The organism is Pseudomonas sp. MEJ086 (assembly GCF_030209025.1).
In the GTDB taxonomy this organism is placed as follows: Bacteria; Pseudomonadota; Gammaproteobacteria; order Pseudomonadales; family Pseudomonadaceae; genus Aquipseudomonas; species Aquipseudomonas fulva_A.
In genome coordinates this window covers 121,881-144,604 of the sequence record NZ_JARVSV010000016.1, presented here as the reverse complement: position 1 = coordinate 144,604, position 22,724 = coordinate 121,881, and the positions used below count along the sequence as shown (strand labels likewise).

Below are 22,724 nucleotides of genomic sequence, written 5' to 3'. Positions count from 1 at the left end.
CCTCGCTTCACCCCCTACTCATCGCTTCGTTGATGCGCGTCATGAGTCGTCCTGGCGGCCTGTGCGAATCTCGCGCCGGATTGCAGCCAGGCTGATCTGGACGCACGCATACCGGGACCTCTGTCCACCCAACCCGCTGATCGCCGCCACGGGCAATGACCTGCTTCGGCCGTCGGGCTGTGGGAATGGATTAAAGTCCATGGCCAACGTCGAATCGATTGTGGCCCTGTACCGCAGCGTCACAGCTCACGCCCTGCAAGTGTTGCGGCCCTTCGGGAAGACCCTTCTCGATGGGCTTTCATGACCATCTGGCCGCATCTGCGCGCGACCAACACTTACTTATTAGAGGCCTGAACAACAGGCCGGAAAGCCGATGGGAGACGACTGAATGAGCAATGACGGCGTGAATGCGGGCCGGCGTCGCTTTCTGGTGGCAGCCACGTCAGTGGTTGGCGCTGCCGGAGCGGTGGGGGCTGCAGTTCCGTTTGTAGGGTCGTGGTACCCGAGCGCCAAGGCCAAGGCCGCGGGTGCTCCGGTCAGGGTCAATGTCGGCAAGATCGAGCCGGGACAGCAGATGGTCGCCGAGTGGCGGGGGCAGCCGGTGTTCATCATGCGGCGCACCGAGGAGATTCTGAGCAACCTTGGCAAGATCGAGGGGCAGTTGGCTGATGCGGACTCGAAAAGCTCGGTGCAGCCCTCCTACGTCGATCCGAAGACGCGCTCGATCAAGCCGGAAATCCTCTTGCTGGTCGGGCTGTGCACGCACCTGGGCTGCGCACCGTCGTTCCGGCCGGAAGTGGCGCCTGCCGATCTCGGCGAGAACTGGGTCGGCGGCTATTTCTGCCCGTGCCACGGTTCGCGTTACGACCTCGCCGGACGCGTCTACAAGTCGCAGCCGGCGCCGCTGAACCTGCCGGTGCCGCCGCATACCTACGAGTCGGCTGACGTGATCATCATCGGCGTGGATCAGGAGCAAGCATGATGAGCAAATTCATGGAGTGGGTGGACGCACGCTTTCCCGCCACCAAGATGTGGAACGACCACCTCGCCAAGTACTACGCACCGAAGAACTTCAACTTCCTGTACTTCTTCGGCTCCCTGGCCCTGCTGGTGCTGGTCAATCAGCTACTCACCGGCGTGTGGCTGACCATGAGCTACACACCCACCGCCGAAGGTGCCTTCGCCTCGGTCGAGGGCCTGATGCGTGACGTGCGCACCGGTGATACGCCTCACGGCGCGATCCTGCGCTACATGCATTCCACCGGCGCGTCGGCGTTCTTCATCGTCGTCTATCTGCACATGTTCCGCGGCCTGCTCTACGGCTCGTACCAGAAGCCCCGGGAGCTGGTGTGGATCTTCGGCATGCTGATCTACCTGATGCTGATGGCCGAAGCCTTCATGGGCTACCTGCTGCCCTGGGGGCAGATGTCCTACTGGGGCGCCCAGGTGATCATCTCGCTGTTCGGTGCCATTCCGTTCATCGGCGATGCGCTGACCGAGTGGATCCGTGGCGACTACCTGATCTCCGGCATCACCCTGAACCGTTTCTTCGCACTGCATGTGGTGGCCCTGCCGATCGTCATTCTCGGCCTGGTGGTGCTGCACATCTTGGCGCTGCACGAGGTCGGCTCGAACAACCCGGATGGCATCGACATCAAGAAGCACAAGGACGAGAACGGCATTCCACTCGACGGCATTCCCTTCCATCCGTACTACACGGTGAAGGATATCGTCGGCGTGGTGGTGTTCCTCTTCGTGTTCTGTTTCGTGGTGTTCTTCTTCCCGGAAATGGGCGGCTACTTCCTCGAGAAACCCAACTTCGAACAGGCCAACCCGTTCAAGACCCCCGAACACATCGCGCCGGTCTGGTACTTCACGCCCTTCTACGCGATCTTGCGGGCGATCCCCGACAAGCTCATGGGGGTGATCGCCATGGGCGCCGCCATTGCCGTGTTGTTCGTGCTGCCCTGGCTGGATCGCAGCCCGGTCCGCTCGATGCGCTACAAGGGCTGGCTGAGCAAGCTCTGGCTGCTGGTGTTCTGCGTGTCCTTCGTCATCCTCGGCGTGCTGGGTGTTCTGCCGCCGACTCCGGGCCGTACGTTGCTGTCGCAGGTGTGCACCTTCCTGTACTTCGCGTACTTCATCCTGATGCCCTTCTACACCAGGATGGAAAAGACCAAACCGGTTCCTGAAAGGGTGACAGGCTGATGAGAAAGCTATTTGCTGCATGTTTAGTCGCATTGCTGCCTGCTCTGGCCCTGGCAGCCGGTGGTCATGGCGTGACGCTCGACAAGGCCGACATCGACCTGACCGACAAGGCGGCGCTGCAGGATGGCGCGCGTACGTTCGCCAACTATTGCATGGGCTGCCACAGTGCCAAGTTCCAGCGCTACGAGCGGGTCGCCGAGGACATTGGCGTGTCCGCGGAGCAGATGATGGACAATCTGGTGTTCACCGATGCCAAGATCGGCGATCACATGAACATCGGCATGAAGCCCGAAGACGCCAAGCGCTGGTTCGGCGCCGCGCCGCCCGACCTGACCCTGGTCGCCCGGGTGCGTGGCAACGACTGGCTGTACACCTACCTGCGTACCTTCTACGACGATCCGGCGCGGCCCTTGGGCGCCAACAACCTGGTATTCCCCAACGTCGGCATGCCCAACGTGCTGGGCGGCCTGCAAGGTCGTCAGTACATGGGCTGCAAGCAGGTGCAGGTGGTTGACGACGGCAAGAAGCAGTACGACCCGCTGACCGGCACGCCGCTCACCCACGAAGCCTGCGATCAACTGGTGCTCGAGCCGAACAGCGGCATGCTCAGCCCGCAGGCGTTCGATGACAAGGTACGTAACCTGGTGACCTTCCTCGCCTACTCGGCGGACCCGAACAAGCTGCACCTGCAACGCATCGGCACCTACGTATTGCTGTACCTGGCTTTCTTCTTCGTGTTCGCCTATCTGCTCAAGCGCGAGTACTGGAAGGATGTGCACTGACCGCAGCTGAACGACGTACAGCCTTGTCTTCGCTTACGTTTTCCAACGGCTGCTAAACGCATCCGGTATCATGGCCGACCTGCGCGTTTCCACTGGGGGCGCGCAGGTTTTTTTGTGCTCGAGAAATCTGGAGGATCGCCTTGGCTGCGACCAATAGGTTGGCCTGTTATTCCGACCCGGCCGACCACTATTCCCACCGCGTACGCATCGTGCTCGCCGAAAAGAGCGTCGTCGCGGAGATCATCAGCGTCGAGCAGGGCCGCTCTCCGACCAAGTTGCTGGAGGCCAATCCTTACGCGAGCCTGCCGACGCTGGTCGATCGTGATCTGGCGCTGTATGAGCCGACGGTGATCATGGAGTATCTGGAGGAGCGTTATCCCCACCCTCCGCTGATGCCGGTTTACCCGGTAGCCCGTGGCAACACGCGCCTGCTGATGCACCGTATTCAGCGCGACTGGTGTTCGCTGGTCGACCTGATTCTCGACCCACGCAGCAAGGAGGCCGCCCGTGTCCAGGCGCGCAAGGAATTGCGCGAGAGCCTGACCGGGGTTTCCGCGCTGTTCGCCGAAAAGCCATTTTTTCTCAGCGACGAGCTGAGCTTGGTAGACTGCTGCCTGTTGCCGATCCTCTGGCGCCTGCCGGTGCTGGGGATCGAACTGCCAAGGCCGGCCAAACCGCTGCTCGATTACATGGACCGGCAGTTCGCTCGCGAGAGTTTTCGCCAGAGTCTGTCCGCCGTGGAACGAGACATGCGCTGACCCATTTTCCTTGCGCGCCGTAGGTGGCGTGTTCAAGCCCAGGAGGTTTGATGAACTCCAGTCGTCCTTATCTGATTCGCGCGCTTTACGAGTGGATCGTCGACAACGATTGCACGCCCCATCTGCTGGTCAATGCCGAATACCCAGGCGTGAAGGTTCCGCCAGGCTTCGTCAGCGACGGGCAGATCGTGCTCAATGTATCGCCCACCGCCGTGCGTGAGCTGGCCATGAAAAACGACGCGGTGAGCTTCGAAGGCCGCTTCGGTGGTGTCGCGCACAGCCTGTTCGTACCGGCACCTGCTGTGCTGGCGATCTATGCGCGAGAGAATGGCCAGGGCATGGTCTTCGATCTGGAGCCGCCAGTTACGCAGGCCGAGGTCGAGGATGTGCAGGACGAGCAGGGGCCACCTGACGACGAGCCGCCGCGGCCGAGCGGTCGACCAAGCCTCAAGGTCGTCAAATAGACACGATCTCGTGCTCGAATCGGAAAGCCGGTCAATCGACCGGTTTTTTTGTGGCTGTCGCTCGGGGTGACCCGGCAGGTGTAATGGCGATTTGAAATTTCGTGCAATCTGCCTGAGTGGTTTCGCTGGAACATGCAGTTTGCACGGAAAATGCAATTCTGTTTGTCTATTAAGTTATTGTTTTTAAAGGATTATTTTTTTTAAAAAAAGTGGCACAGCGCTTGCGATAGGTATTGGGCAGCCACAGCCGGTAGTTGGATGTGGCCAACTCGAATAATCAGGAGTGTTACCCATGAAACAGCCAATCAATAAGTTCGCTTTTGCCGCTATCACTGCGACCGCCCTGAGCTTGTCCGTGGCGGGTACCGCTTTCGCCGACACCTACAGCAGCACCCAGCCGACCATGCTGGCTGCTAACACCATGGACAAGGCCGAAGAAGCGGTTTCCGATACCTGGATCACCAGCAAAGTGAAGTCGACCTTCCTGGCTGACGACGGTCTCAGCGCTCTGGACATCAAAGTCGAAACCAACAAGGGTGTAGTTGCCCTGTCCGGTGTCGTGGCTACCGAAGCCGAGCGTGACCTCGCTGTCGCCAAAGCCAAGGAAATCAAAGGCGTTCAAGCTGTTTCGGCTGACGGCCTGAAAACTGCCGACTGATCATGTTTCCGGGCAGGCTCGATGAGCCTGCTTTCTTCCCTGTACAGAGGAGAGTTGAATCATGAATTCCGACATTATCAAAGGTAAGTGGAAGCAGCTCAGCGGTGACATCAAGACCCGCTGGGGCAAGCTGACCAACGACGACGTGGATGTCGCCGAAGGCCATAGCGAATACCTGGCTGGCAAGCTGCAGGAACGCTACGGCTGGACCAAGGAAAAGGCAGAAGACGAGTTGCGCGATTTCCGCAGCAAGTACTGACTTGCCGCTGGCGCTCGATACGCCACCGTTTTCATGAGAAGCCCCGGCCGCAACGCCGGGGCTTTTCGTTTTTCGGCGTCATGACCGACGGCCCCGGGGCGAGCCACCAGGTTCAAGTTTGCCTGCCATCAGCCGATACCCTGACACATTCGCCAGGCACAGGACGTAGCATGTCGACTATCACGCCCGCCACCACAGGGCCTGTCAGAACGACCCCGGCTCGTGCCTCGGGTGAGGCGGCTGCAGCTCCCTCGACCGTTGCCAGCGAGCCCGACAAGCAGCAGCCGTCGGTCACCCTGACCCTCAGCGACTACGCGCAAAAGCGCATGAAAACCATGCGTGAAGCATCGGCCAAGCTGCGCTCCATGCAGGCCAACCAGCAGGAGTCTCGCAAGGAAGCAGCCCGCCAGCGCCTCGAAGACATCAAGAAACGTATCGAGATGCTCAAGCAACTGGTCATCGCCCTCGGCCCTGCCGCGGCGAAAGGCGCGTTGCGGCAGATCAAGCAACTGGCTCAGGAACTGGGGCAGGCGGCCGCGGTGCTCAAGGAGCCCTCCGGCAGTTCCACCACCGTGAATGCGGACGCCGGCGCCGCTCCGGCGTCTGGCGTGAATGTCGAAGGCGCTCAGGCAACCGAAACGGCCACGGCAGTGGAAGCGATCAGCGAGGTGCCGTCGGAGGTCGAAGCCGACCCCGAGGCCGCAGTGGTGACTGCTGCAGCGGCGCAAGAAGGGTCTACCGAGGAGGGCGATGCAGAGGCCGACGGCGACGAGCAGCCACAAACCACCACGGAGCGCGCCCAACGTGGCCGAGACGACCAGCAGCGCCGTGCCGATGCCGAAGAACTGAAAAAGGTCGCTCGCCAGCTCAAGCAATTGCTGGCCATGGTCAAGGCGCAGCTCAGTGCCGAGCCGGATGAGGAAAGCAGGAAGCTGCTCGGCGATATCGACAAGCAGCTCGCCGATGTGGAAAAGGCTGCCGGCGATATGGGCGGCGGCGGTGTCGCCATCTCGGTTGCCATTGGTTCCACGCTGTCGGTCAGTGTCTGAGCTGATTCGGCGCGGCATCGACCCGCTGTGCCAGTGGCGTGCGTTTGAGCCGCTCGAAGGTGCGGCGCAGTAGCCAGGCAGTGAGAGAGGCAGGCATCAGGCGCATGGTCCAGTTGCGCAGGTGCCAGGCGCGCCGCGTCAGTGGCGCGTACCAACCCGCCATGCGCGGAGCCAGCGCCTGCAATTCATCGATATCCGGACGCAAGGTGGCGTCGTAACGGGCCAATGCCGCGCAGTCGAAGCTCTTGCTCAGTTCATCTGCCAGCAGCCAGGCCCCGGTGAGGGCCATGCTGGCGCCGCGGCCCGAGGCCAGGGTCAGGCAATGGGCGGCATCCCCGACCAGCACCAGACGCCCTTGATGCCATTGCGGCAAATGCACTTGCATCAGGTGATCGAGATAGAAGCCCTGATCGTCCGGCAGGGGGGCGAGCAGGTCGAGTACTGCAGGACTGGCCTGAGAGAAGGTCTCGCGCAGCACGGCCTTGCGTCGTTGCGCCGGGATGCGGCTGCTATCCTGGCTGTGCCATAGCCACAAGGTAGCCAGCAGCCCGGGGCGCATGCTGTAACACTCGACCACATAGCCTGGCTCGGAAAACGATAGGTGGCGTTCCCCCCCGGCCGCCATGTCACCGTCCACGATGAACGATGCGGCGTTGTAGCCCAGAGAGCGCAGGCAGCTTTCGTCGTCGGCGAAGGCGCGTCGGCGCAGGTCGGAAAAGCAGCCCTCTGCACCCACCACGAAGGCGAAGCGTTGCTCGCTGCCATCATCGAAGCTCACATCGACGCCTTCGGCGTCTTCTTCATAAGCCTGCAGGCAAAGGCCGAAACGTATCTCCACCTGGCCGTCGAGGGCATCGTGCAGCACCTGCACCAGATCGTCGCGACAAACGGGCAGGAGGTTGAGGTTGCGCAGGTGTCGGCTATGGTCGACCAGCAGCACGTCGCGGTTCTGGCTGTCACGGAACAGCGTGCGACCCAGATTGACGCTGTGCCCACGCAACTTGTCGACGATGTCCATGCGCTCGGCGATGCTGTAGCCGGTGCCACCCAGGCTGAGAACGAAGCCGTCATGACGCAACTGTGCAGCCTTCTCCACGATGACCGGGGTGAAGCCGCGCTGTTTGAGCCACCACGCTGTGGCCAGACCGGCGATGCCGGCGCCAAGAACGAGAATGGGAGCGCTCATGAACCAAGGGTTTCCTGTGTCGAGTGGGTAGTGGGGCGCGGCTGCTCGTCGAGCAGGCGATGGATGCCGATCAGTCCCGCCAGCAGCAATGCGGCGGTAATCAGGAAGCGCCCGTCGAAGCCGACCCAGTGGGCGAGCCAGGCGCCGCCCAGGCCGGCGAGCAGCCCGATCCAGGCATCGGTGCACTGCAGCAGGGTGACGTCGGTACCCGGTTGCCCGGGGTCGGCCCACTGCATCATGCGACTGTAGAGCGCGACGAAGATCAGCCCGGTGGCCAGATTGGCCAGGCTGAAGGCGACCACCAACTGGGCTGCACCGATCTGTTCCCAGCGCTCCCCGGCCAGCAGCCAGAGGCTCACGCCGAGCAGGACCAACAGGCCGGCGCACCAGCTGTGGCGATTGCCGAAGCGCTGCAGCAGCGCCGGTGCCGCCAGGCTACCGAGCAGGCCCATGCCTATGCACCAGGCTTCCAGAGCGCCGGCCTGGGTCAGGCTCAGGCCCCTGTCTATCCAGTAGGCGGACGCCATGCCCAGCATCAGCCGCGGTCCGCATTGCGCTAGCAGCACCAGCCCGGCACGCCGACGCATCACCGAACGCCAGGCATGGCGCAGGCTGGGTCTTGCCAGAGCCGAGCCAGTATCGACGCGGGGCAGGGGCAGGCTCAGCAGTGGCAACAGGCACAGGGCGAGCAGGGCGCCGAGCACGAGGGTCCCGGCGTGCCAGCCATGGCGATCGAGCAGGGGAGCGGCCAGTAACCCGGCAAGCAGGTAGCCGAGGTAGCTGCCGCCGATCTGCAGCCGATTGAGGGTCGGGTAGGCTTGCTCTGGCAAGGCCACTACGGCAAGGCCGTCGCTGGCGATATCGCCACTGGCGGCGCACAGCGCTGCCAGCCCCAGCAGGCCGAGCGCCAGAGGCAACTGCTGCACCGGGTCGATGCTGGCCAGCGCGAAGATGCAGGCCAGCAGGCTGCCGTAGCACAGCAGCAGGCAGGTACGCCGCTGCTCGCGGCACCAGCGGTCTACCTGCGGAGCCCACAGCAGCTTCAGTGCGTGGGGCAGAAACACCAGGGCCACGAGGCCGATGCTGTCCAGGCCGACGCCCTCGCGGCGCAGGTAGGCAGGTAACAGCTGCAGGCTGAAGCCACCGAGCAGTCCGAGGCTGGTGTACTGGCCGAGCAGCAGCACGTGAATGCGGCGAGAGGCTGACAGGGCCATGGTCAGAAACGCAGGCTCAGGTCGACACCCAGCTCACGCCCTTGTCCGGCCTGGGCAAATGCATCTGCGCCCGAGAGGTAGGCGTAGCTGCGGTAGTCCTTGGCCGTCAGGTTGTTGCCGTACAGGGCCACTTGGTAACTCGCTGCCGGCTGCCAGGTCAGGCGCGCATCGAACAGGGTGTAGCCGCCCTGGGCCAACTGGTTGTCGGCGTCGAAGTAATGCTGGCCAACATACGATAGACCGACACTGGGGCGCAGCTCGCCGAGCAGGCCGTCCCAGCGCAGGCTGCGTTCCGCCGACAGGCGCAGGGTGCCGCGTGGCGCCAGAGCCAGGCGATTGCCCTGGCGGACGTCGGCATCCACCAGACGGCTGCGGTTGATGGTGCCAGCCAGGTGCAGGCGGGTATCCTCGTCCGGTAGCCAGTCCAGCGACAGTTCGGCGCCTTCACTGCGGGCGTCGCCCATGTTCTGCAGGTTCTGAATGCCGACCATGCCGATGTACTGCTGCACGTCCTCGATGCGCATCCAGTAAAGCGAGGCATTGGCGAACAGGCGACGCTCGAGCAGGCTGGCCTTGAACCCAGCCTCCAGGTTCAACGAGCGCTCGGGGTCGTAGGCCACGGCGTCGGCACTGCTGCTGCCGATGCGGTTGAAACCACCGGGCTTGTAGCCCTCGCTGGCCAGTGCGTAGATGCGCAGGTCATCGCTTGCCTGGAAGCCCAGGACGATCTTCGGCGTGGTGGCGTTGAAGCGGTCCTGCCCGCGGTAGGCGAAGCCCGGCACCATCAGGCCATCCTGCTGGACGAAGCGGGTGCTGGCCTCCTCGCGGCTGTGGCGGGCGCCCAGGGTCAGATCCCAGCGTTCGTCGATGTGCCAGGTGAACTCACCGAAAACGGCCTTCTCGGTGCTGTCGATACGGCTGTCGGCCAGGCCCAGCAAGGAGTCGTAGGGGCCGCCAGGTGCCGTGCGGCGTTGCGAGTGGGTCTTGCTGTCCTGCCAGTACAGGCCGAGGTTGGCGTCCCAGGTACGCTGTTCGCCCTGGGTGGTGAGGCGCAACTCCTGGCTGAGGGTGCTCTGGCGTTCCGGGTGGTAGAGGCCGAAATCACCGAGCAGGCGCTCGTGACGGTAGCTCTGCAGGGCGCTGGTGGAGGTGAGTTTCCAGGCATCGCCGAGTGACCAGTCGATGACCGCGCTGCTGGTTTCCACGCGGCGGGTGAAAGACGATTCGCGCCACCCGGGGTTGACCGCTCGGCTGGCATAGCCGTGGAAGGGCAGGTAACGCTCTTCGTGGGATGTCAGGCGATCACGGGCGTAGATCAGTCGGACGCTCAGGTCATCATTGGGCAGCAGGGTGAGGCCAACGCGACCACCGCCGTTGTCGCCGTCACCGTGCTGCGGGCTGCCCTTGAGCTCGCCTTGCAGGTCATTGTGAAAGACGGCGGCCTCGGCGAGCAGGCGGTCTTCGACCAGAGCGCCACTGACACTGGCGCTGACCTCGCGATTGAGATTGCTGACGCGGCTACCCACCTTCAACTGCGCAGCGTTTTCCGGGCGGCGGGTGACGATGCTCAAGGCGCCGGCGTGGGCGTTGCGCCCGTACAGGGTGCCTTGAGGGCCTTTGAGCAATTCGATGCGTTCGATGTCGAGCAACTGCTGGTTGAAGGCGCCGAGCACATAGGGCACGCCATCGACGTAGAACGCCACCGGTGCGCTGTAGGCGTCGGCGGACGAGATCCCGCGCAGGCTCAGATTGGGGAACAGGCTCAGGCCACTTTGGCTCAGGAACAGTTCGGGGAAGACTCGATTCAGTTCCTTGCTGTTGCCGATGTTGGCGCGTTGCAGGTCCTCCTGTTCGGCGACAGACAAGGCCATGTCGGTCTCCGCCAGGCTGGTCTCGCGTTTGCTCGCCGTGACTTGCAGGCCAGGCAGGTCGACGGCGGCGTGGGCCAGGGCCGGCAGACCGCTGGAGCATAGAATGGCAAAGCTCAAGGGCGTCAGGCGCATGATGCAGGCATCTCCATGGATGAATGGCCGGCATGTTCCGCCGCTCGGGGGGAGGTTGCGCGTGCGATCGGGCGTAAATGCGCGTGATCGGCACTTTAACTGATAAGTGTTCTCATTTATTGTGATCGCCTTGTGGAGTGTCAGCCATGGCCATCAATCACTATTACGCCGACCGCCCCCTGAACGACGTTTTCGCCAGCTTCGCTGACGAGGAACTGGACGTGCGCCTGATCGAAATGGATGGCGAGCACGACCTGTACGTGCAGGCCGACAGTCATCCTTCCCTGACCCTCGCCTACTACGAGCAGGGCGGTGGTTGGCGGCAGTTCGCCGACACCCCGGCAATGGATCTGCGCAATGACACCTGCTGCCTCTACCACTCCAGTGTCTCCGTACGGGGCGAAGGTCTGCTGCCGGCAGGCTCGCGGCTACGCGGTGTGAACATCAGCTTCGCCCCGCAGATACTGCAGCGCCTGAGGGTTGGGGAATGGTTGTTCGACAGTGCCGGCCCGTGGGAGCGGGCCTGCTCCAGTGACGGCCTGGCGCGGCTGGTGCAATTTCCCGCGCCGCACGTGCTGCGTCGTATTGGTCTGGAGATGCTCGATTGCCGCCTGGAAGGCCTGGCGCGGGACATCCTGATGCGTGCCAAGGCTTTCGAGATGCTCGCTGAAATGCTCGGTTATCTACAGGAGAACCTGCGCCCCAGCGTGCTCGGAGGGCGTGATCGACTGCGTTTGGAACGTGCTCACCAACACCTGCGCGAAGCCCTCGAGCGCCCGTGGACGCTCGAGAGCCTGGCTGCCGAAGTGCAGTTGAACGTGCGCAAGCTCAAGGATGGTTTCCGCCAGTTGTACGGCAAGGGGGTGTATGCCGAACTGCAGGACCTGCGCATGCAGCACGCGGCCCTGTGCCTGCGTCAGGGCCAGCGGGTCGGCGATGTGGCGATGGCGGTGGGCTACTCCAACCCCAGTCATTTCGCCAAGGTGTTTCGCCGCCATCACGGTCTTGCGCCGCGCGCCTATTCACGGCAAGTGGGCGTTGCCGAAGCGTCCTGAGACGGTTCAGGCCAGGATCGAGGCCAGGGCGGCGCGGTCGATGTTGGCGCCGCTGAGCACTACCGCCGAGCGTTGGCCCCGATTGATTTCACGTTCCTGGATCAATGCCGCCAGCGCTGCTGCTCCAGCGCCTTCGGCGAGGTTGTGGGTGTCTTCGTGAAGGATGCGAATGGCCTGGCGGATCTCGTCGTCATCGACTCGTACGATGCGCGCGGCACCGGCCCGGATGATCTCCAGCGCCTCGGGCTGCGGCATGCGGCAGGCCATACCATCGGCGATGGTGTCGGCGCTGTCGGTGCAGATCACCCGCCCGGCCGCGAAACTTTGCGCGTAGGCATCGGCGGCACTGCTCACCACCCCGATCACTTCGGTGTCCAGGCCGAGCAGGTCGCGGGTGCGGATCACCCCGCAGATGCCCGAACCGAGGCCAATGGGCACATAGATGCGCTTGAGCGGTGGTGCGGCCTCGAACAGTTCCAGGGCATAGGTGGCGACGCCACGGATCAGGTCCGGGTGCAGCGACGGAACGAAGTGCAGGCCGCGCTGCGCAGCCAGTTCCGCCGCCCGGCCTCGGGCCTCGTCGAAGTCGCGACCGTATTCGATCACTTCGGCGCCCAGGGCGGCCATGGCCGCATTCTTCTCTCTCGCGTTGCCTCGCGGCACCACGATGCTGATCGGCAGGCCAGCCTTGCCGGCGGCCAGCGCCATGCTTTGTCCGTGGTTGCCCCGGGTGGCCGAAACCAGGCCGGCGGTGGTCGGTTCACGGCGCAGCAGCGCATCCACATAGACCAGGCCGCCGCGGACCTTGAAGGCGCCTGTGGGGGTGTGGTTCTCGTGCTTGACCCATACCTCGCAACCCAGGCGTTCGGCCAGCAACGGCCAGGCGAACTGCGGCGTTGCCGGAACGTTCGGGCGAATCAGGGTGGCGGCTTGGCGTAGCGCGGCAAGGTCGAACATCTGGGGGGCTCCCGGTTGGCTTTGACCCGATGCTACGGCCCTGTCATTGTATGGGTAAATCTTTATATTGCATGGCAAGCAATGTGGTTACCTGATCTGCAAGGCAGCACGCTGCCCACTTATCTGGCCCTGGTCGAGGCGATTTCCAGCGCCATCGGCAAGGGTGAGCTCAAGCCCGGTGAGCGCCTGCCGCCGCAGCGCCGACTCGCCTGGACGCTGGGCATCAATCCGAGCACGGTGATGCAGGCCTATCGCGAAGCTGCGCGGCGTCACCTGGTGTCCGGTGAAGTCGGCCGTGGTACCTATGTCCTGGCCGATAGCCACGAAGCCAGCCTGTTTCACCTCAAGCAGCCCGGCCAGCCCGCGCAGGGCATCGATCTGTCGACCAACGTGCCGGTGCACGACGGCGACAGCGATGACCTGTCCTGCACCTTGCAGCGCCTGATCGCCGAAGGCCGCATCGACGCGCTGCAGGCCTACGCGTCGGCCGAGCTGGAGGTGCGTGGGCGGCTGGCTGGCAGCCTGTGGCTGCAGCAGCGCGGCCTGCATTATCCGCCGGCGCGGGTGCTGCTCTGCGCGGGTGCTCAGCAGGGCGTTAGCGCAGCGTTGCTGGCGCTCTGCGAGCCCGGCGATCCGGTGCTGGTCGAGGCCTTCACCGCGCCCGGCATCAAGGCCGCGGCGCGGCAGTTGCGGCTGCCCCTGCACGGCGTGGCGATGGATGAGCGTGGCATTCACCCTCAGGATCTCGACCGGCAGGTGCGTGCTACCGGCGCGCGGGTGCTGGTGCTCACCCCCTGCCTGCAGAACCCCACGGGCAGCAGCATGGATGGTGAACGACGGCAACGCATCGCCGAGCTGGTGGAACGCCACGGTCTGTGGCTGATCGAGGATGACGTCTACGGCGCGCTGGGTAGCCTGGCACCGCTGGCCGTATCGGTGCCGGAACGCAGCTTGCTGGTCACCAGCCTGTCGAAAACCGTGGCCCCGGGCCTGCGACTGGGCTTTGTGCATGGGCCGCAGGCGCTGCTCAAACGTATCGATCCGCAAGGGCACGCCACCGGTTGGGCGGTCTCGCCGTTGTGCCTGGCGCTGGCCTGCGAGTGGATCGAGGACGGCACCGCGGCGCGCAAGCTGGCCTGGCAGCGGGACGAGTTGCTGCAGCGCTGGCGCCTCGCCGCGCGGGTGCTCGGCGCACGCATGCCCCAGGGCCGTGAGGTGGCGCCGCACCTGTGGTTGGAGGCGGCGGATAGCCGTGACCTGGCAGCCGAGTGTCGAACTGCCGGTGTCGAGGTGGTGCCCGCCGAGGTGTTCGCCGTTGGCCCTGCTGCGGCCAACGCCATTCGCATCAGCCTGGCGGCTGCCCGCAGTCGTGTCGAGCTCAAGCAAGCGCTGGAGCGCATCGTCGATGTGTGGCCGCAATGATCGCTGCACTTGCACCCGGCCTGTAATGCGTGTCAGCTATGGTCCATGATCCCCACGATAAGGAACCGTGCATGTCCCTTTCTACAGACGGCGCTTTTATCGTCGTCCACTCTGCCGAAGAAGCCGTCGATCGTCTGGCGGTGCTGCACCAGCGCGCCACCGAAGGCCTGAGCCAGGCGCTCAAGCGCTACCTGAAAGATCGCATCCGCCCCGATGCCGAGCAGCAAGAGTTGTTTCGCTACCCCGAACTGCGGCTGACCTACGATTGCCAGGGCGAGGTGCCGACCACCGTGCGTGCCTACGCCAAGGTGCAGGTGCCCGGTACCTACAGCATCACCATCACCCATCCGGCTGCGTTCCGTAAGTACCTGCTCGAGCAACTGCAGCCGCTGATGGCCGACTTCACCCTGACCGTCGAGGTCGGTGTCAGCCAGCAGTACATCCCTTACCCCTACGTGGTGGAGCAGGGCGATGAGCTGGCCGGCTCCGGCGTGACCGCGGCAGAACTGGCGCGGGTGTTCCCCAGCACGGACCTGTCGGCCGCCACCGATGGCACCGCCGACGGCCTCTACGACTGGGAAAATACCGATCCATTGCCGCTGGCCCTGTTCGACGCCGCCCGGGTGGATTTCTCCCTGCGTCGCCTGGTGCATTACACCGGCAGCGACTGGCGCCACGTGCAGCCGTGGATCCTGCTGACCAACTACCACCGCTACGTCGACCAGTTCATTCGCAACGGTCTGGACATGCTCAATGGCGAGTCGCGCTTCGAGCGCATGGTGCTGCCGGGCAACGTGGTGATCGAGCGGGGCATGCCCGAAGGCGAGATGCAGGCGATCATCGAGACCGTGGTCTGGCACCGCTACCAGATGCCGGCCTACCACCTGCAGGCTGCCGATGGCGATGGCGATGGCATCACCCTGGTCAACATCGGCGTCGGCCCGTCCAACGCCAAGAACATCACCGATCACCTGGCCGTGCTGCGTCCGCACTGCTGGCTGATGATCGGCCACTGTGGCGGCCTGCGTCAGTCGCAGACCATCGGTGACTACGTGCTGGCTCACGCCTACATGCGCCGCGACGGCATTCTCGACCGTGTGCTGCCACCGCACATTCCGCTGCCGGCCCTGGCCGAAGTGCAGCAAGCGTTGCAGGATGCCGCCGCGCAGGTGACTGGCGAGCGCGGTGACGATCTCAAGCGTCGGCTGCGCACCGGTACCGTGCTGACCTACGACGACCGCAACTGGGAGCTGCGCTGGGCGCAGGAGCGTCCGCTGATCAACCTGTCACGGGCCGTGGCGGTGGACATGGAAAGCGGCACTATCGCCGCTCAGGGTTATCGCCTGCGCGTGCCGTATGGCACCTTGCTGTGCGTGTCGGACAAGCCGCTGCACAGCGAGATCAAGCTTCCGGGCGCGGCGGGTGCCTTCTACGAGCGGGCCGTGACCCAGCATCTGCACATCGGTATCGCCGCTCTGGATCTGCTGCGTGGCCAGCTCAACTCGCTGCACTCGCGCAAGCTGCGCAGCTTCGACGAGCCGCCATTCCGCTGAAGGCGGCCCCGGGCGCCAGGCTCATAGCGGGTGAGCTTGGCGCTACTTCTTCGACTTGCCGACCATCATCCGCCAGCGGTTGCGGTTGAGCAGCACGTAGCCGGTCAGTTGCATGCCTGCGGCTATCACCAGGCTGCGGGTCAGGTCCGGGTCAGCCGGGCGCGGCCCGCTGTAGATGGCGTACAGCGCATACACGACGCCGATCAGGCCGAGGATGAAGAACACCAGGCCGAGAATGGTCAGACGGTGAAGATTGCGTAGAGACATGGCAGAAATCGTCAGGGATAACGGGCGGCCAAACTAACCCGGAATTCCGGGTTTCGCCAGTCGCCCGTCCAGACGCTCACTTGCCCACCTGATGCAGCGGCAGGGCCGTGGTCGATTTGATCCGCTCCATGGCGAAGCTGGAGCTGATATCGGCGATGCCGGGGATTTCGATCAGGCGCTTGTACACGGCGTCGTAGCCCTCGATGTCGGGCACCACCAGGCGCAGCAGGTAATCGGTGACACCCGCCATGCGATAGAAGTCGACCACCTCGTCGATCGCCGCCACCTGACTGTGGAAGTGCTTGAGCCATTCGGCGTTGTGCTGATTGGTGCGCACGAAGGCGAATACCGTGACCGGCACGCCGATCTTGCGCGAGTCGAGCAGGGCCACTCGGGCACCGATCACGCCGCTTTCCTCGAGCTTCTGAATACGCCGCCAGCACGCCGTGTTACTCAAACCAACGCGTTCGGCGATCTCACCCAGCGGCTGAGTGCAGTCCTGCTGTAGCAGCGCGAGCAAGGCGCGGTCGAACTTGTCCACGGTCTAGAAAACTCCTGATAAGACGATTGGGGAATATCGTCAGTATGAAATGGGCTAAGTCTGGAAAATAATTTCGTTTACTTTGTCTGGGTTGGAAATCTATTCCGTTTCATGGGCTCGAGAACAGTGAAATAACAAAATTTTTCACGTCCCGCTCTCTTAGCATGGTGCTCCAGACAAAGCCGTCTAGCACGGCGCCTTCAATCATCTGCACGGCCGCTACCCCTATGTCAGAACTGTATTTCGATTACGCCGCTACCACTCCCATCGACGACGCTGTCATTCGGGACATGTTGGCGTGCATGGGCCGTGACGTGGTGTTCGGCAATCCCGCTTCCGCGTCCCACTCCTTCGGGCAGCGGGCTCGTCTGGCGGTCGAAAAGGCACGCAAGCAGGTGGCGGCCCTGGTGGGTACCCGCGCAGATCGCCTGGTCTGGACGTCCGGGGCGACCGAGTCGAACAACCTGGCGCTCAAGGGCGTGGCCGCGCTGGCCGATGGCCGTCGGCACATCATCACCAGCCGCCTCGAGCACAAGGCCGTTCTGGATACAGCCGGGCAACTGGAGCGCGAGGGCTTCGAGGTGACCTGGCTGCAGCCCGATGCCAACGGCATCATCCAGCCGGAGGCGGTCGCGGCAGCCTTGCGTGACGACACCCTGCTGGTCTCGTTGATGCTGATCAACAACGAACTCGGTACGCTGACCGATATCGCCGCGGTGGGCGAGCTCGTTCGTCAGCACGGCGCGCTGTTCCATGTGGACGCCGCCCAGGCCACCGGCAAGGTGGCCATCGATCTGGCCACCTTGCCGGTGGACCTGATGTCCTTTTCCGCCCACAAGACCTATGGTCCCAAAGGTATTGGTGCGCTCTACGTCGGTGACCGTGCGCGCTCGCTGATCCAGGCGCAGATCCATGGCGGTGGGCATGAGCAGGGGCTGCGCTCCGGCACCCTGGCCACCCACCAGATCGTCGGCATGGGCAGCGCCTTCGCCCTTGCCGGTGAGCTGATGAGCGAAGAGAACACGCGCATCGCTCGCCTTTGCGCACACCTGCGCGAAGGGTTGCTGGCGCTGCCCGGCGTGCGTCTCAACGGCTGCGCCGAGAAGCGTGTGCCGCATACCCTCAACCTGTGCATCGACCACCCCTGGTTCGATGCCGAGAATCTGCTGGGGACGCTGGCGTTCTCCTCCACTTCGGCCTGCAATTCGGCCAGCAGCGCGCCGTCCCATGTGCTGCTGGCGCTCGGGCTGGACGATACCCAGGCGTATCGCAGCATTCGCCTGAGCCTCGGCCGCTACACCACGCTCGCCGACGTCGAGCAGGCCATCGATGCCATTCGCCGCTGTCTGCCTGAATGACGGGCCGGTGATCGCCCGATGAGCACGCTGGGAGAGCGGGCGCTGCAGGTCGAGAGCGTTTTCGATGCGCAGACGTCGACGTTCAGCCATCTCGTCCATGCTGGCGCGGGCAGCGCTTGCGCGGTGATCGATCCGGTGCTCGGCTATGACCTGGAGTCCGGCAGGCTCGACAGCGCACCGGCGGACGCTCTGTTGCGAGCGCTGGAGGCCAGGCACCTGGAGGTGCAGTGGATTCTGGAAACCCATATCCACGCCGATCACCTCACCGCCGCTGCTTACCTGCGCGAGCGCAGTGGTGGGCGGGTCGCCGCCGGACCAGGCATTGGCGAGGTACAGCGGACCTTTCAGGCGCGTTTCCAACTGCCCGAGGATTACTGCCAGGCGAGCGGCCAGTTCGACCATCTGCTCGCCCCCGACGAAGACTTCGCCATCGGTGCTCTGTCCGCTCGGGCGCTGCATGTGCCCGGGCATACGCCCGCCGACACGGCCTTTCTGGTCGAGGAGCGGCACGTGTTCGTCGGCGACACCCTGTTCCAGCCGGACATCGGCACGGCACGCTGCGATTTTCCTGGTGGCAGTGCTGCGCAGTTGTATCGCTCCATTCGGCATCTGCTCGAACTGCCGGGCGACACCCGCCTGTTCATGTGCCACGACTACCCACAGGATCGCGCGCCACGGGCCTGGTGCTCCGTGCAGGAACAGCGCCTGCATAACCAGCATATGCATCAAGGCGTCAGTGCCGCGCAGTTCATCGAATGGCGTGAAGAACGGGATGCAGGGCTGGAGCCCCCCAGGTTGCTGATCCCGGCGCTGCTGTGGAATCTTCGCGCCGGCGTCCTGCCCGACGGGGACGTGGCAGGCGTGCGTTTTCGCTGGGCGGCGAACTGAGCCCGTCCATCTCCACGGCGACCAGAGCCTTGCAATAAAAAGCCCCTGACACTCATCGAGCATCAGGGGCTTCTGAGCGGGCGACTCATCGTCGCCAGCGGAGGGGCGGGATCGGCTACCTCGAAGACTACTCGTCGCTCGGCGCCAGCTCCTTTTCACCTACATGCTCGCCAGCCAGCGATGCACGCACCGCGGCGACCTGCTCGGCGGACACCGCCGGCGCGTCGTTCGACCAGCCTTGACGCAGGAAGGTGGCCAGTTCGGCGACCTCGGCGTCGTCCATGCGATCGGCGAAGCCCGGCATCGGCAGGATCGAGGGTGCGCGCGCCGTCGATGGCGTTTGCGCACCGGCGAGTATCACGTGCAGCAGGGCGCTGGGGTTTTGCGCGTTGATCACCGACGCGCCATCCAGGCGTGGGAACACCCGAGGCGCGCCGTCACCCGCCACGAAGTGGCAGGCGCCGCAGTTGTCCAGATACAGACGCTCGCCAAGGGTCAGGTCGGTGGCCGCCGTCAGCTTGCGGGTGGTCGCTTCGCTGCGCTCGGGCTGATGGGCGCTGGCTGGCTGGCCGTCGGCGGCGAGGGACTTCAGGTAGGCCGCCATGGCGTGCAGGTCGTCGTCCGACATGTGCGAGGTGCTGTTGGCCACCACGTCGGTCATCTCACCGGCTACCGAGGCCTTGGCGTTACGGCCGGTACCCAGGTAGTCGACGATTTCGTCCTGGGACCAGTGCGGCATGCCGCGCAGCGAGGGCACGGCCCAGTCGTTGAGCTCGGCGCCGCTCAGGTAGTCGGCGGTGCTTTCATCGAGCCCCTTCTCCTGCATGGTCAGCGCCCGTGGCGTGTGGCAGGAGCCACAGTGGCCCAGGCCCTGTACCAGGTAGGCACCGCGGGCAATCTGCGCATCGGCATCGCGGGTGGTGACTTTCAGCGCCTCGGCAGCGGACTCCGGCGATGGCGAGAACAGCGTGCGCCAGTAGGCCAGGGGCCAGCGGATCGACAATGGCCAGGGGATGTCGTTGGCCTGGTTGGCCTGTTCCACCGGCTGCACGCCCTGCATGAAGTAGGCGTACAACGCCTGCATGTCGGCATCCGAGACCTTGGCGTAGGACGGGTAGGGCATCGCCGGGTACAGCGCGCTGCCGTCGTGGCCAACGCCGCGGCGAATGGCGCGTTCGAACTCGCCATAGGTCCAGTCACCGATCCCGGTCTGCTTGTCTGGGGTGATGTTGGTGGAGTAGATGGTGCCGATCGGCGACTCGATACCGAGGCCGCCGGCGAAGGCCTTGCCGCCTCGGGCGGTATGGCAGGCCACGCAGTCACCGACGCGCGCCAGGTACTCGCCCTGGCTGATCAATGCCGGGGTGACGGCCTGACCGAGCTGCGCCGAGGCGTCGCCCGAGCGGTTCAGGGCGATGCTGGCCAGCCAGGCCAGTGCAGCGAGCAGCAGACCGATGATCAGCAGCTTGAGGAGCAGAGAACGGGGTGTGGATTTCATCTCTGCGCTCCTCATGCCTGCACCAGTGGGCCGGGGTTCTTCAGGTACTGATCCTTGATGGCCTGGGCGGCGAACAGGGTCAGTGCACCGATCAGGGCCGTGGGGTTGGCCTGGAAGTTCTGCGGAAAGGCGTTACCGCCCGGTACGAAGACGTTGTGCACGTCCCAGCTCTGCAGGTAGCGGTTGAGCGCACTGGTTTTCGGGTTGTCGCCCATGACCGCGCCGCCCACGTTATGGGTGGACACGTACTTGGTGATGTCCCAGTGCGAGTCCATCGCCAGGAAACTCTCGGAGACGCTGTCCGGCCCCAGCTCGCGGGTGATGTTCTGGACGATGCCGCGCAGGTATTGCTGCAGCTTCAGCTCGTTCTCCTTCCAGTCGAAGGTGATGCGCAGCAGTGGCTGGCCCCATGGGTCCTTGTAGGTGGGGTCGAGATCCAGGTAGTGGCCGCGGTAGGACATGCAGCCGGTGGAAATGCTCACCTTCATGGAGTGGCCGTACCAGTCGGTCATGCCGTCTTTCCAGCCCTGGCCCCAGGCCGGCGTGCCGCCCGGCAGCGCGGTGCCGATCGGCGTGCCGGTGGCCTGCGAGCTGTGGATCTTGGCGCCGCCGATGAAACCCAGCGAAGGGCCGTCGTAGTTGCCCGGCGAGATGTCGTTGAACATCTGTCCGGTGGCACCGGCGGTGGCGAACGGATTGAACTGCTTGTCCTTGAAGAACAGGGTCGAGCCGCCGACGCTGAGGTAGGCGTAATCGCGGCCGATGGTGCCTGTCTCGGTAACCGGGTCGTAAGGCTTGCCGATTCCGGAGAGCAGCATCAGGCGCACGTTGACGAACTGGAAGCCGGCCAGCACGACGATCTTCGCCGGCTGGAACACCGTGTTGCCGTGTTCGTCGGCATAGGTGACGCCGCGGGCGGTCTTGCCATCGGCGTGCAGCTCGACGCGCAGCACGTTGGCCCGGGTGCGGTAGGAGAAGTTTTCGAGGCGCTTGAGGGCATCCATCACCGCTGTCTGCGGCGAAGCCTTGGAGTAGTTCAGGCAGGGGTACTTGCTGCAGTAGCCGCAGTAGTTGCACGGCGCGATCTGGTTGCCGTAGGGGTTGGTCCAGGCGCGCGAGACGTTGGCCGACGGGTTGGGAAACGGGTGATAGCCGAGCTTGCGCGCGGCGTCGGCGAACAGCTTGTTGTTGAGCGTGTCTTCCAGCGCCGGCAGCGGGAACGGGTTGGAGCGCGGGCCTTCGAACGGGTCGCCGCCTTCGATGATGCGGCCCTGCAGGTTGCCGGTGTTGCCCGACAGCCCGCAGATCTTGTCGAACTTGTCGAGGTAGGGCTCGATCTCGTCCCAGGTGAACGGGTAGTCACCGATGCGCATGTCGTCCTGCAGAATGCCCTTGCCGTAGGCCTGGTCGGCGTAGGTCTTGAGCTTGATGTCGGTCGGTGTCGGGCGGATCAGTACGCCGGTCCAGTGCAGGCCCGAGCCACCCACGCCGGTGCCGGGCACGAAGGCGCCCCACTTGCGCGTCGGCAGGGCGGTGCCGTGGCTGTTGTGGCGGACCGTCAGGGCGCCATCCTTGGGGCTGACCATGACCTTGTTGCGTACCGCGTAGGCGTACTGGTCGGCAGGCTTGGGATAGGCGAAGTCGGCATTGTTGCGGTCTTCCCCACGCTCCAGAGCGCGTACTTTCAAACCCGCCTGGGCCAGTTCGATGCTCATCAACGAGCCGGTCCAACCCAGGCCGACTACGACGACATCGACTTCGTCATTGGTAATGTCTGACATAAAAAACCTTGCTTGCTGAAACGCTGCGCGAAAAGAAAATCAGCCGCGGTCGCCGTTGAGGCTGACCGGCCCGAGGGGATACTTGACGTTGTGCTGGGCGACCCATTCCAGGTAGCTGGCACGGGCACCCGGAAAGCCGATGGCGATCCACGCCTTCATGCCCTTGTTGCCGCCGTAGATCGGGTCGGACAGGTAGCCCTGCTGGGAGAGCGAAAGCATTTCGCTGAAGAACAGCTTGGAGCCGAGCACCTCTTCGCCGAAGGCCGCGAAGTCCACCTCACCGGCTTCGAGCTTCTTCAGCACGCTGTCCTGGGTGGTGGCATCGAGCAGGGCGAAGCGCTCGTGGTGGGCGTGCTCACACCAGGCATCCACGGCCTTGATGCCGTTGCGATAGATCTGCTGCGGCAGGTACGGAATCTGGTAGCCGAGGGTGGCTGGTGCAGCGAGGTCGAAGGGCCCCTCGAGGTAGATTTCGCTCCCCAGGTCGCTTGCCAGCTGCTGGTCCATGAATACCGGCACGTTGGTTTCCAGGGCGCCAGGTGCTTTACCGCCAGCGGGAATCAGACGGTCGCAGGCGGCCATCATGAAGGTCCACTCGGTGGCGCTGAAAAAGGTCGGTGTATAGCTGTCGAGGGCTGGCGCGACCATCTCGGCAGCGGAGGCTGCGCTCAGGCCTTTGATGGTCACGCCCAGCGCGGGGAGGGCGATCAGCGAAGAAAGCAGAAACTTCCTTCGCGACGTGGGTTTGGACAACAACATGTAGAGGCCACCTATGACTGCTCACAAGAAAGCCGGATGTTGCAGGGCTCAGGGGCCGGGCACC

Annotated in this window: 22 protein-coding genes; 13 read left to right on the top strand and 9 right to left on the bottom strand. The window is 64.2% G+C overall.

From position 1 onward, the window contains the following. Positions 1-388 precede the first annotated feature (388 nt). From petA to QRN22_RS11215, 8 genes are all read left to right on the top strand, one after another. Positions 389-982 carry a ubiquinol-cytochrome c reductase iron-sulfur subunit gene (gene petA / locus QRN22_RS11250; RefSeq protein ID WP_042556351.1) on the top strand — a complete coding sequence of 198 codons (594 nt, stop codon included), beginning with the start codon at positions 389-391 and terminating at the stop codon, positions 980-982. Beyond that, positions 982-2,208 carry a cytochrome b gene (locus QRN22_RS11245; RefSeq protein ID WP_042556352.1) on the top strand — a complete coding sequence of 409 codons (1,227 nt, stop codon included), beginning with the start codon at positions 982-984 and terminating at the stop codon, positions 2,206-2,208. Before petA ends, QRN22_RS11245 begins: the two co-directional genes overlap by 1 nt. Further along, positions 2,208-2,990 carry a cytochrome c1 gene (locus QRN22_RS11240; protein ID WP_042556353.1) on the top strand — a complete coding sequence of 261 codons (783 nt, stop codon included), beginning with the start codon at positions 2,208-2,210 and terminating at the stop codon, positions 2,988-2,990. The genes QRN22_RS11245 and QRN22_RS11240 overlap by 1 nt, the downstream gene beginning before the upstream one ends. 140 nt (positions 2,991-3,130) lie before the next feature. After that, the gene (locus QRN22_RS11235) at positions 3,131-3,748 is read left to right on the top strand and encodes a glutathione S-transferase N-terminal domain-containing protein (protein ID WP_042556354.1); all 618 of its coding nucleotides are present in this window, start codon (positions 3,131-3,133) and stop codon (positions 3,746-3,748) included. Between the two features lie 50 nt (positions 3,749-3,798). Beyond that, positions 3,799-4,212, top strand: coding sequence for a ClpXP protease specificity-enhancing factor (locus QRN22_RS11230; RefSeq protein ID WP_042556355.1), 414 nt, complete (start codon positions 3,799-3,801; stop codon positions 4,210-4,212). Between the two features lie 292 nt (positions 4,213-4,504). Beyond that, on the top strand, positions 4,505-4,870 hold the full coding sequence (locus tag QRN22_RS11225; protein WP_042556356.1) for a BON domain-containing protein: 366 nt from the start codon (positions 4,505-4,507) through the stop codon (positions 4,868-4,870). Between the two features lie 61 nt (positions 4,871-4,931). Further along, positions 4,932-5,129: a CsbD family protein gene (locus QRN22_RS11220; RefSeq protein WP_042556357.1), complete on the top strand. Its 198-nt coding sequence runs from the start codon at positions 4,932-4,934 to the stop codon at positions 5,127-5,129. 170 nt (positions 5,130-5,299) lie between these two features. Next, entirely contained in the window at positions 5,300-6,178 is an 879-nt protein-coding gene (locus QRN22_RS11215) for a hypothetical protein (RefSeq protein ID WP_042556358.1), read from the top strand. On the opposite strand, the gene QRN22_RS11210 is transcribed toward QRN22_RS11215, so the two are convergent. Genes QRN22_RS11210 through QRN22_RS11200 form a run of 3 tightly spaced genes read right to left on the bottom strand, consistent with a single transcriptional unit; the run spans position 6,168 to position 10,581 of the window. After that, positions 6,168-7,364, bottom strand: coding sequence for an FAD-dependent monooxygenase (locus QRN22_RS11210; RefSeq protein WP_042556359.1), 1,197 nt, complete (start codon positions 7,362-7,364; stop codon positions 6,168-6,170). The two genes, QRN22_RS11215 and QRN22_RS11210, sit on opposite strands and share 11 nt — an antisense overlap. Beyond that, complete coding sequence (locus tag QRN22_RS11205; RefSeq protein ID WP_042556360.1) at positions 7,361-8,578, bottom strand: MFS transporter; 1,218 nt, start codon at positions 8,576-8,578, stop codon at positions 7,361-7,363. Before QRN22_RS11205 ends, QRN22_RS11210 begins: the two co-directional genes overlap by 4 nt. A gap of 2 nt (positions 8,579-8,580) precedes the next feature. After that, complete coding sequence (locus QRN22_RS11200; protein ID WP_042556361.1) at positions 8,581-10,581, bottom strand: TonB-dependent receptor; 2,001 nt, start codon at positions 10,579-10,581, stop codon at positions 8,581-8,583. A gap of 146 nt (positions 10,582-10,727) precedes the next feature. Here QRN22_RS11200 and QRN22_RS11195 point away from each other — a divergent pair, with 146 nt between their 5' ends. Then, positions 10,728-11,636 carry a helix-turn-helix transcriptional regulator gene (locus QRN22_RS11195; protein WP_042556362.1) on the top strand — a complete coding sequence of 303 codons (909 nt, stop codon included), beginning with the start codon at positions 10,728-10,730 and terminating at the stop codon, positions 11,634-11,636. Between the two features lie 6 nt (positions 11,637-11,642). Here QRN22_RS11195 and QRN22_RS11190 read toward each other — a convergent pair whose 3' ends face one another. After that, complete coding sequence (locus tag QRN22_RS11190) at positions 11,643-12,593, bottom strand: threonine dehydratase (protein WP_042556363.1); 951 nt, start codon at positions 12,591-12,593, stop codon at positions 11,643-11,645. 81 nt (positions 12,594-12,674) lie between these two features. On the opposite strand from QRN22_RS11190, the gene QRN22_RS11185 reads away from it, so the two are divergent. Together QRN22_RS11185 and amn are read left to right on the top strand one after the other, a co-directional pair. Continuing rightward, positions 12,675-14,015 carry an aminotransferase-like domain-containing protein gene (locus QRN22_RS11185; protein ID WP_042556364.1) on the top strand — a complete coding sequence of 447 codons (1,341 nt, stop codon included), beginning with the start codon at positions 12,675-12,677 and terminating at the stop codon, positions 14,013-14,015. Between the two features lie 38 nt (positions 14,016-14,053). Then, positions 14,054-15,568: an AMP nucleosidase gene (gene amn, locus QRN22_RS11180; RefSeq protein ID WP_197077062.1), complete on the top strand. Its 1,515-nt coding sequence runs from the start codon at positions 14,054-14,056 to the stop codon at positions 15,566-15,568. A gap of 42 nt (positions 15,569-15,610) precedes the next feature. On the opposite strand, the gene QRN22_RS11175 is transcribed toward amn, so the two are convergent. Next, a complete protein-coding gene (locus QRN22_RS11175) occupies positions 15,611-15,835 on the bottom strand; it encodes a hypothetical protein (protein ID WP_042556366.1) in 225 nt (74 codons plus the stop codon). 76 nt (positions 15,836-15,911) lie between these two features. Continuing rightward, positions 15,912-16,376, bottom strand: a complete 465-nt coding sequence (locus tag QRN22_RS11170; RefSeq protein ID WP_042556367.1) for an Lrp/AsnC family transcriptional regulator — start codon at positions 16,374-16,376, stop codon at positions 15,912-15,914. A gap of 227 nt (positions 16,377-16,603) precedes the next feature. On the opposite strand from QRN22_RS11170, the gene QRN22_RS11165 reads away from it, so the two are divergent. Continuing rightward, entirely contained in the window at positions 16,604-17,734 is a 1,131-nt protein-coding gene (locus tag QRN22_RS11165; RefSeq protein ID WP_042556368.1) for a cysteine desulfurase family protein, read from the top strand. Positions 17,735-17,752: 18 nt separating this feature from the next. Next, on the top strand, positions 17,753-18,622 hold the full coding sequence (locus QRN22_RS11160) for an MBL fold metallo-hydrolase (RefSeq protein WP_042556369.1): 870 nt from the start codon (positions 17,753-17,755) through the stop codon (positions 18,620-18,622). 127 nt (positions 18,623-18,749) lie between these two features. Here QRN22_RS11160 and QRN22_RS11155 read toward each other — a convergent pair whose 3' ends face one another. Genes QRN22_RS11155 through QRN22_RS11145 form a run of 3 tightly spaced genes read right to left on the bottom strand, consistent with a single transcriptional unit; the run spans position 18,750 to position 22,660 of the window. After that, positions 18,750-20,120 carry a c-type cytochrome gene (locus QRN22_RS11155; protein WP_052493867.1) on the bottom strand — a complete coding sequence of 457 codons (1,371 nt, stop codon included), beginning with the start codon at positions 20,118-20,120 and terminating at the stop codon, positions 18,750-18,752. Positions 20,121-20,131: 11 nt separating this feature from the next. Beyond that, on the bottom strand, positions 20,132-21,901 hold the full coding sequence (locus QRN22_RS11150) for a GMC family oxidoreductase (protein WP_042556370.1): 1,770 nt from the start codon (positions 21,899-21,901) through the stop codon (positions 20,132-20,134). A 39-nt stretch (positions 21,902-21,940) separates the two neighbouring features. Further along, a complete protein-coding gene (locus QRN22_RS11145; protein ID WP_042556371.1) occupies positions 21,941-22,660 on the bottom strand; it encodes a gluconate 2-dehydrogenase subunit 3 family protein in 720 nt (239 codons plus the stop codon). Positions 22,661-22,724 lie beyond the last annotated feature (64 nt).

Bases quoted from the DNA above. Each gene is read 5' to 3' on its own strand.
- petA (WP_042556351.1), top strand. From the start codon at position 389: ATGAGCAATGACGGCGTGAATGCGGGCCGGCGTCGCTTTCTGGTGGCA.
- QRN22_RS11245 (WP_042556352.1), top strand. From the start codon at position 982: ATGAGCAAATTCATGGAGTGGGTGGACGCACGCTTTCCCGCCACCAAG.
- QRN22_RS11240 (WP_042556353.1), top strand. From the start codon at position 2,208: ATGAGAAAGCTATTTGCTGCATGTTTAGTCGCATTGCTGCCTGCTCTG.
- QRN22_RS11230 (WP_042556355.1), top strand. From the start codon at position 3,799: ATGAACTCCAGTCGTCCTTATCTGATTCGCGCGCTTTACGAGTGGATC.
- QRN22_RS11225 (WP_042556356.1), top strand. From the start codon at position 4,505: ATGAAACAGCCAATCAATAAGTTCGCTTTTGCCGCTATCACTGCGACC.
- QRN22_RS11220 (WP_042556357.1), top strand. From the start codon at position 4,932: ATGAATTCCGACATTATCAAAGGTAAGTGGAAGCAGCTCAGCGGTGAC.
- QRN22_RS11215 (WP_042556358.1), top strand. From the start codon at position 5,300: ATGTCGACTATCACGCCCGCCACCACAGGGCCTGTCAGAACGACCCCG.
- QRN22_RS11210 (WP_042556359.1), bottom strand. From the start codon at position 7,364: ATGAGCGCTCCCATTCTCGTTCTTGGCGCCGGCATCGCCGGTCTGGCC.
- QRN22_RS11205 (WP_042556360.1), bottom strand. From the start codon at position 8,578: ATGGCCCTGTCAGCCTCTCGCCGCATTCACGTGCTGCTGCTCGGCCAG.
- QRN22_RS11200 (WP_042556361.1), bottom strand. From the start codon at position 10,581: ATGCGCCTGACGCCCTTGAGCTTTGCCATTCTATGCTCCAGCGGTCTG.
- QRN22_RS11195 (WP_042556362.1), top strand. From the start codon at position 10,728: ATGGCCATCAATCACTATTACGCCGACCGCCCCCTGAACGACGTTTTC.
- QRN22_RS11190 (WP_042556363.1), bottom strand. From the start codon at position 12,593: ATGTTCGACCTTGCCGCGCTACGCCAAGCCGCCACCCTGATTCGCCCG.
- QRN22_RS11185 (WP_042556364.1), top strand. From the start codon at position 12,675: ATGTGGTTACCTGATCTGCAAGGCAGCACGCTGCCCACTTATCTGGCC.
- amn (WP_197077062.1), top strand. From the start codon at position 14,054: ATGGTCCATGATCCCCACGATAAGGAACCGTGCATGTCCCTTTCTACA.
- QRN22_RS11175 (WP_042556366.1), bottom strand. From the start codon at position 15,835: ATGTCTCTACGCAATCTTCACCGTCTGACCATTCTCGGCCTGGTGTTC.
- QRN22_RS11165 (WP_042556368.1), top strand. From the start codon at position 16,604: ATGTCAGAACTGTATTTCGATTACGCCGCTACCACTCCCATCGACGAC.
- QRN22_RS11160 (WP_042556369.1), top strand. From the start codon at position 17,753: ATGAGCACGCTGGGAGAGCGGGCGCTGCAGGTCGAGAGCGTTTTCGAT.
- QRN22_RS11155 (WP_052493867.1), bottom strand. From the start codon at position 20,120: ATGAAATCCACACCCCGTTCTCTGCTCCTCAAGCTGCTGATCATCGGT.
- QRN22_RS11150 (WP_042556370.1), bottom strand. From the start codon at position 21,901: ATGTCAGACATTACCAATGACGAAGTCGATGTCGTCGTAGTCGGCCTG.
- QRN22_RS11145 (WP_042556371.1), bottom strand. From the start codon at position 22,660: ATGTTGTTGTCCAAACCCACGTCGCGAAGGAAGTTTCTGCTTTCTTCG.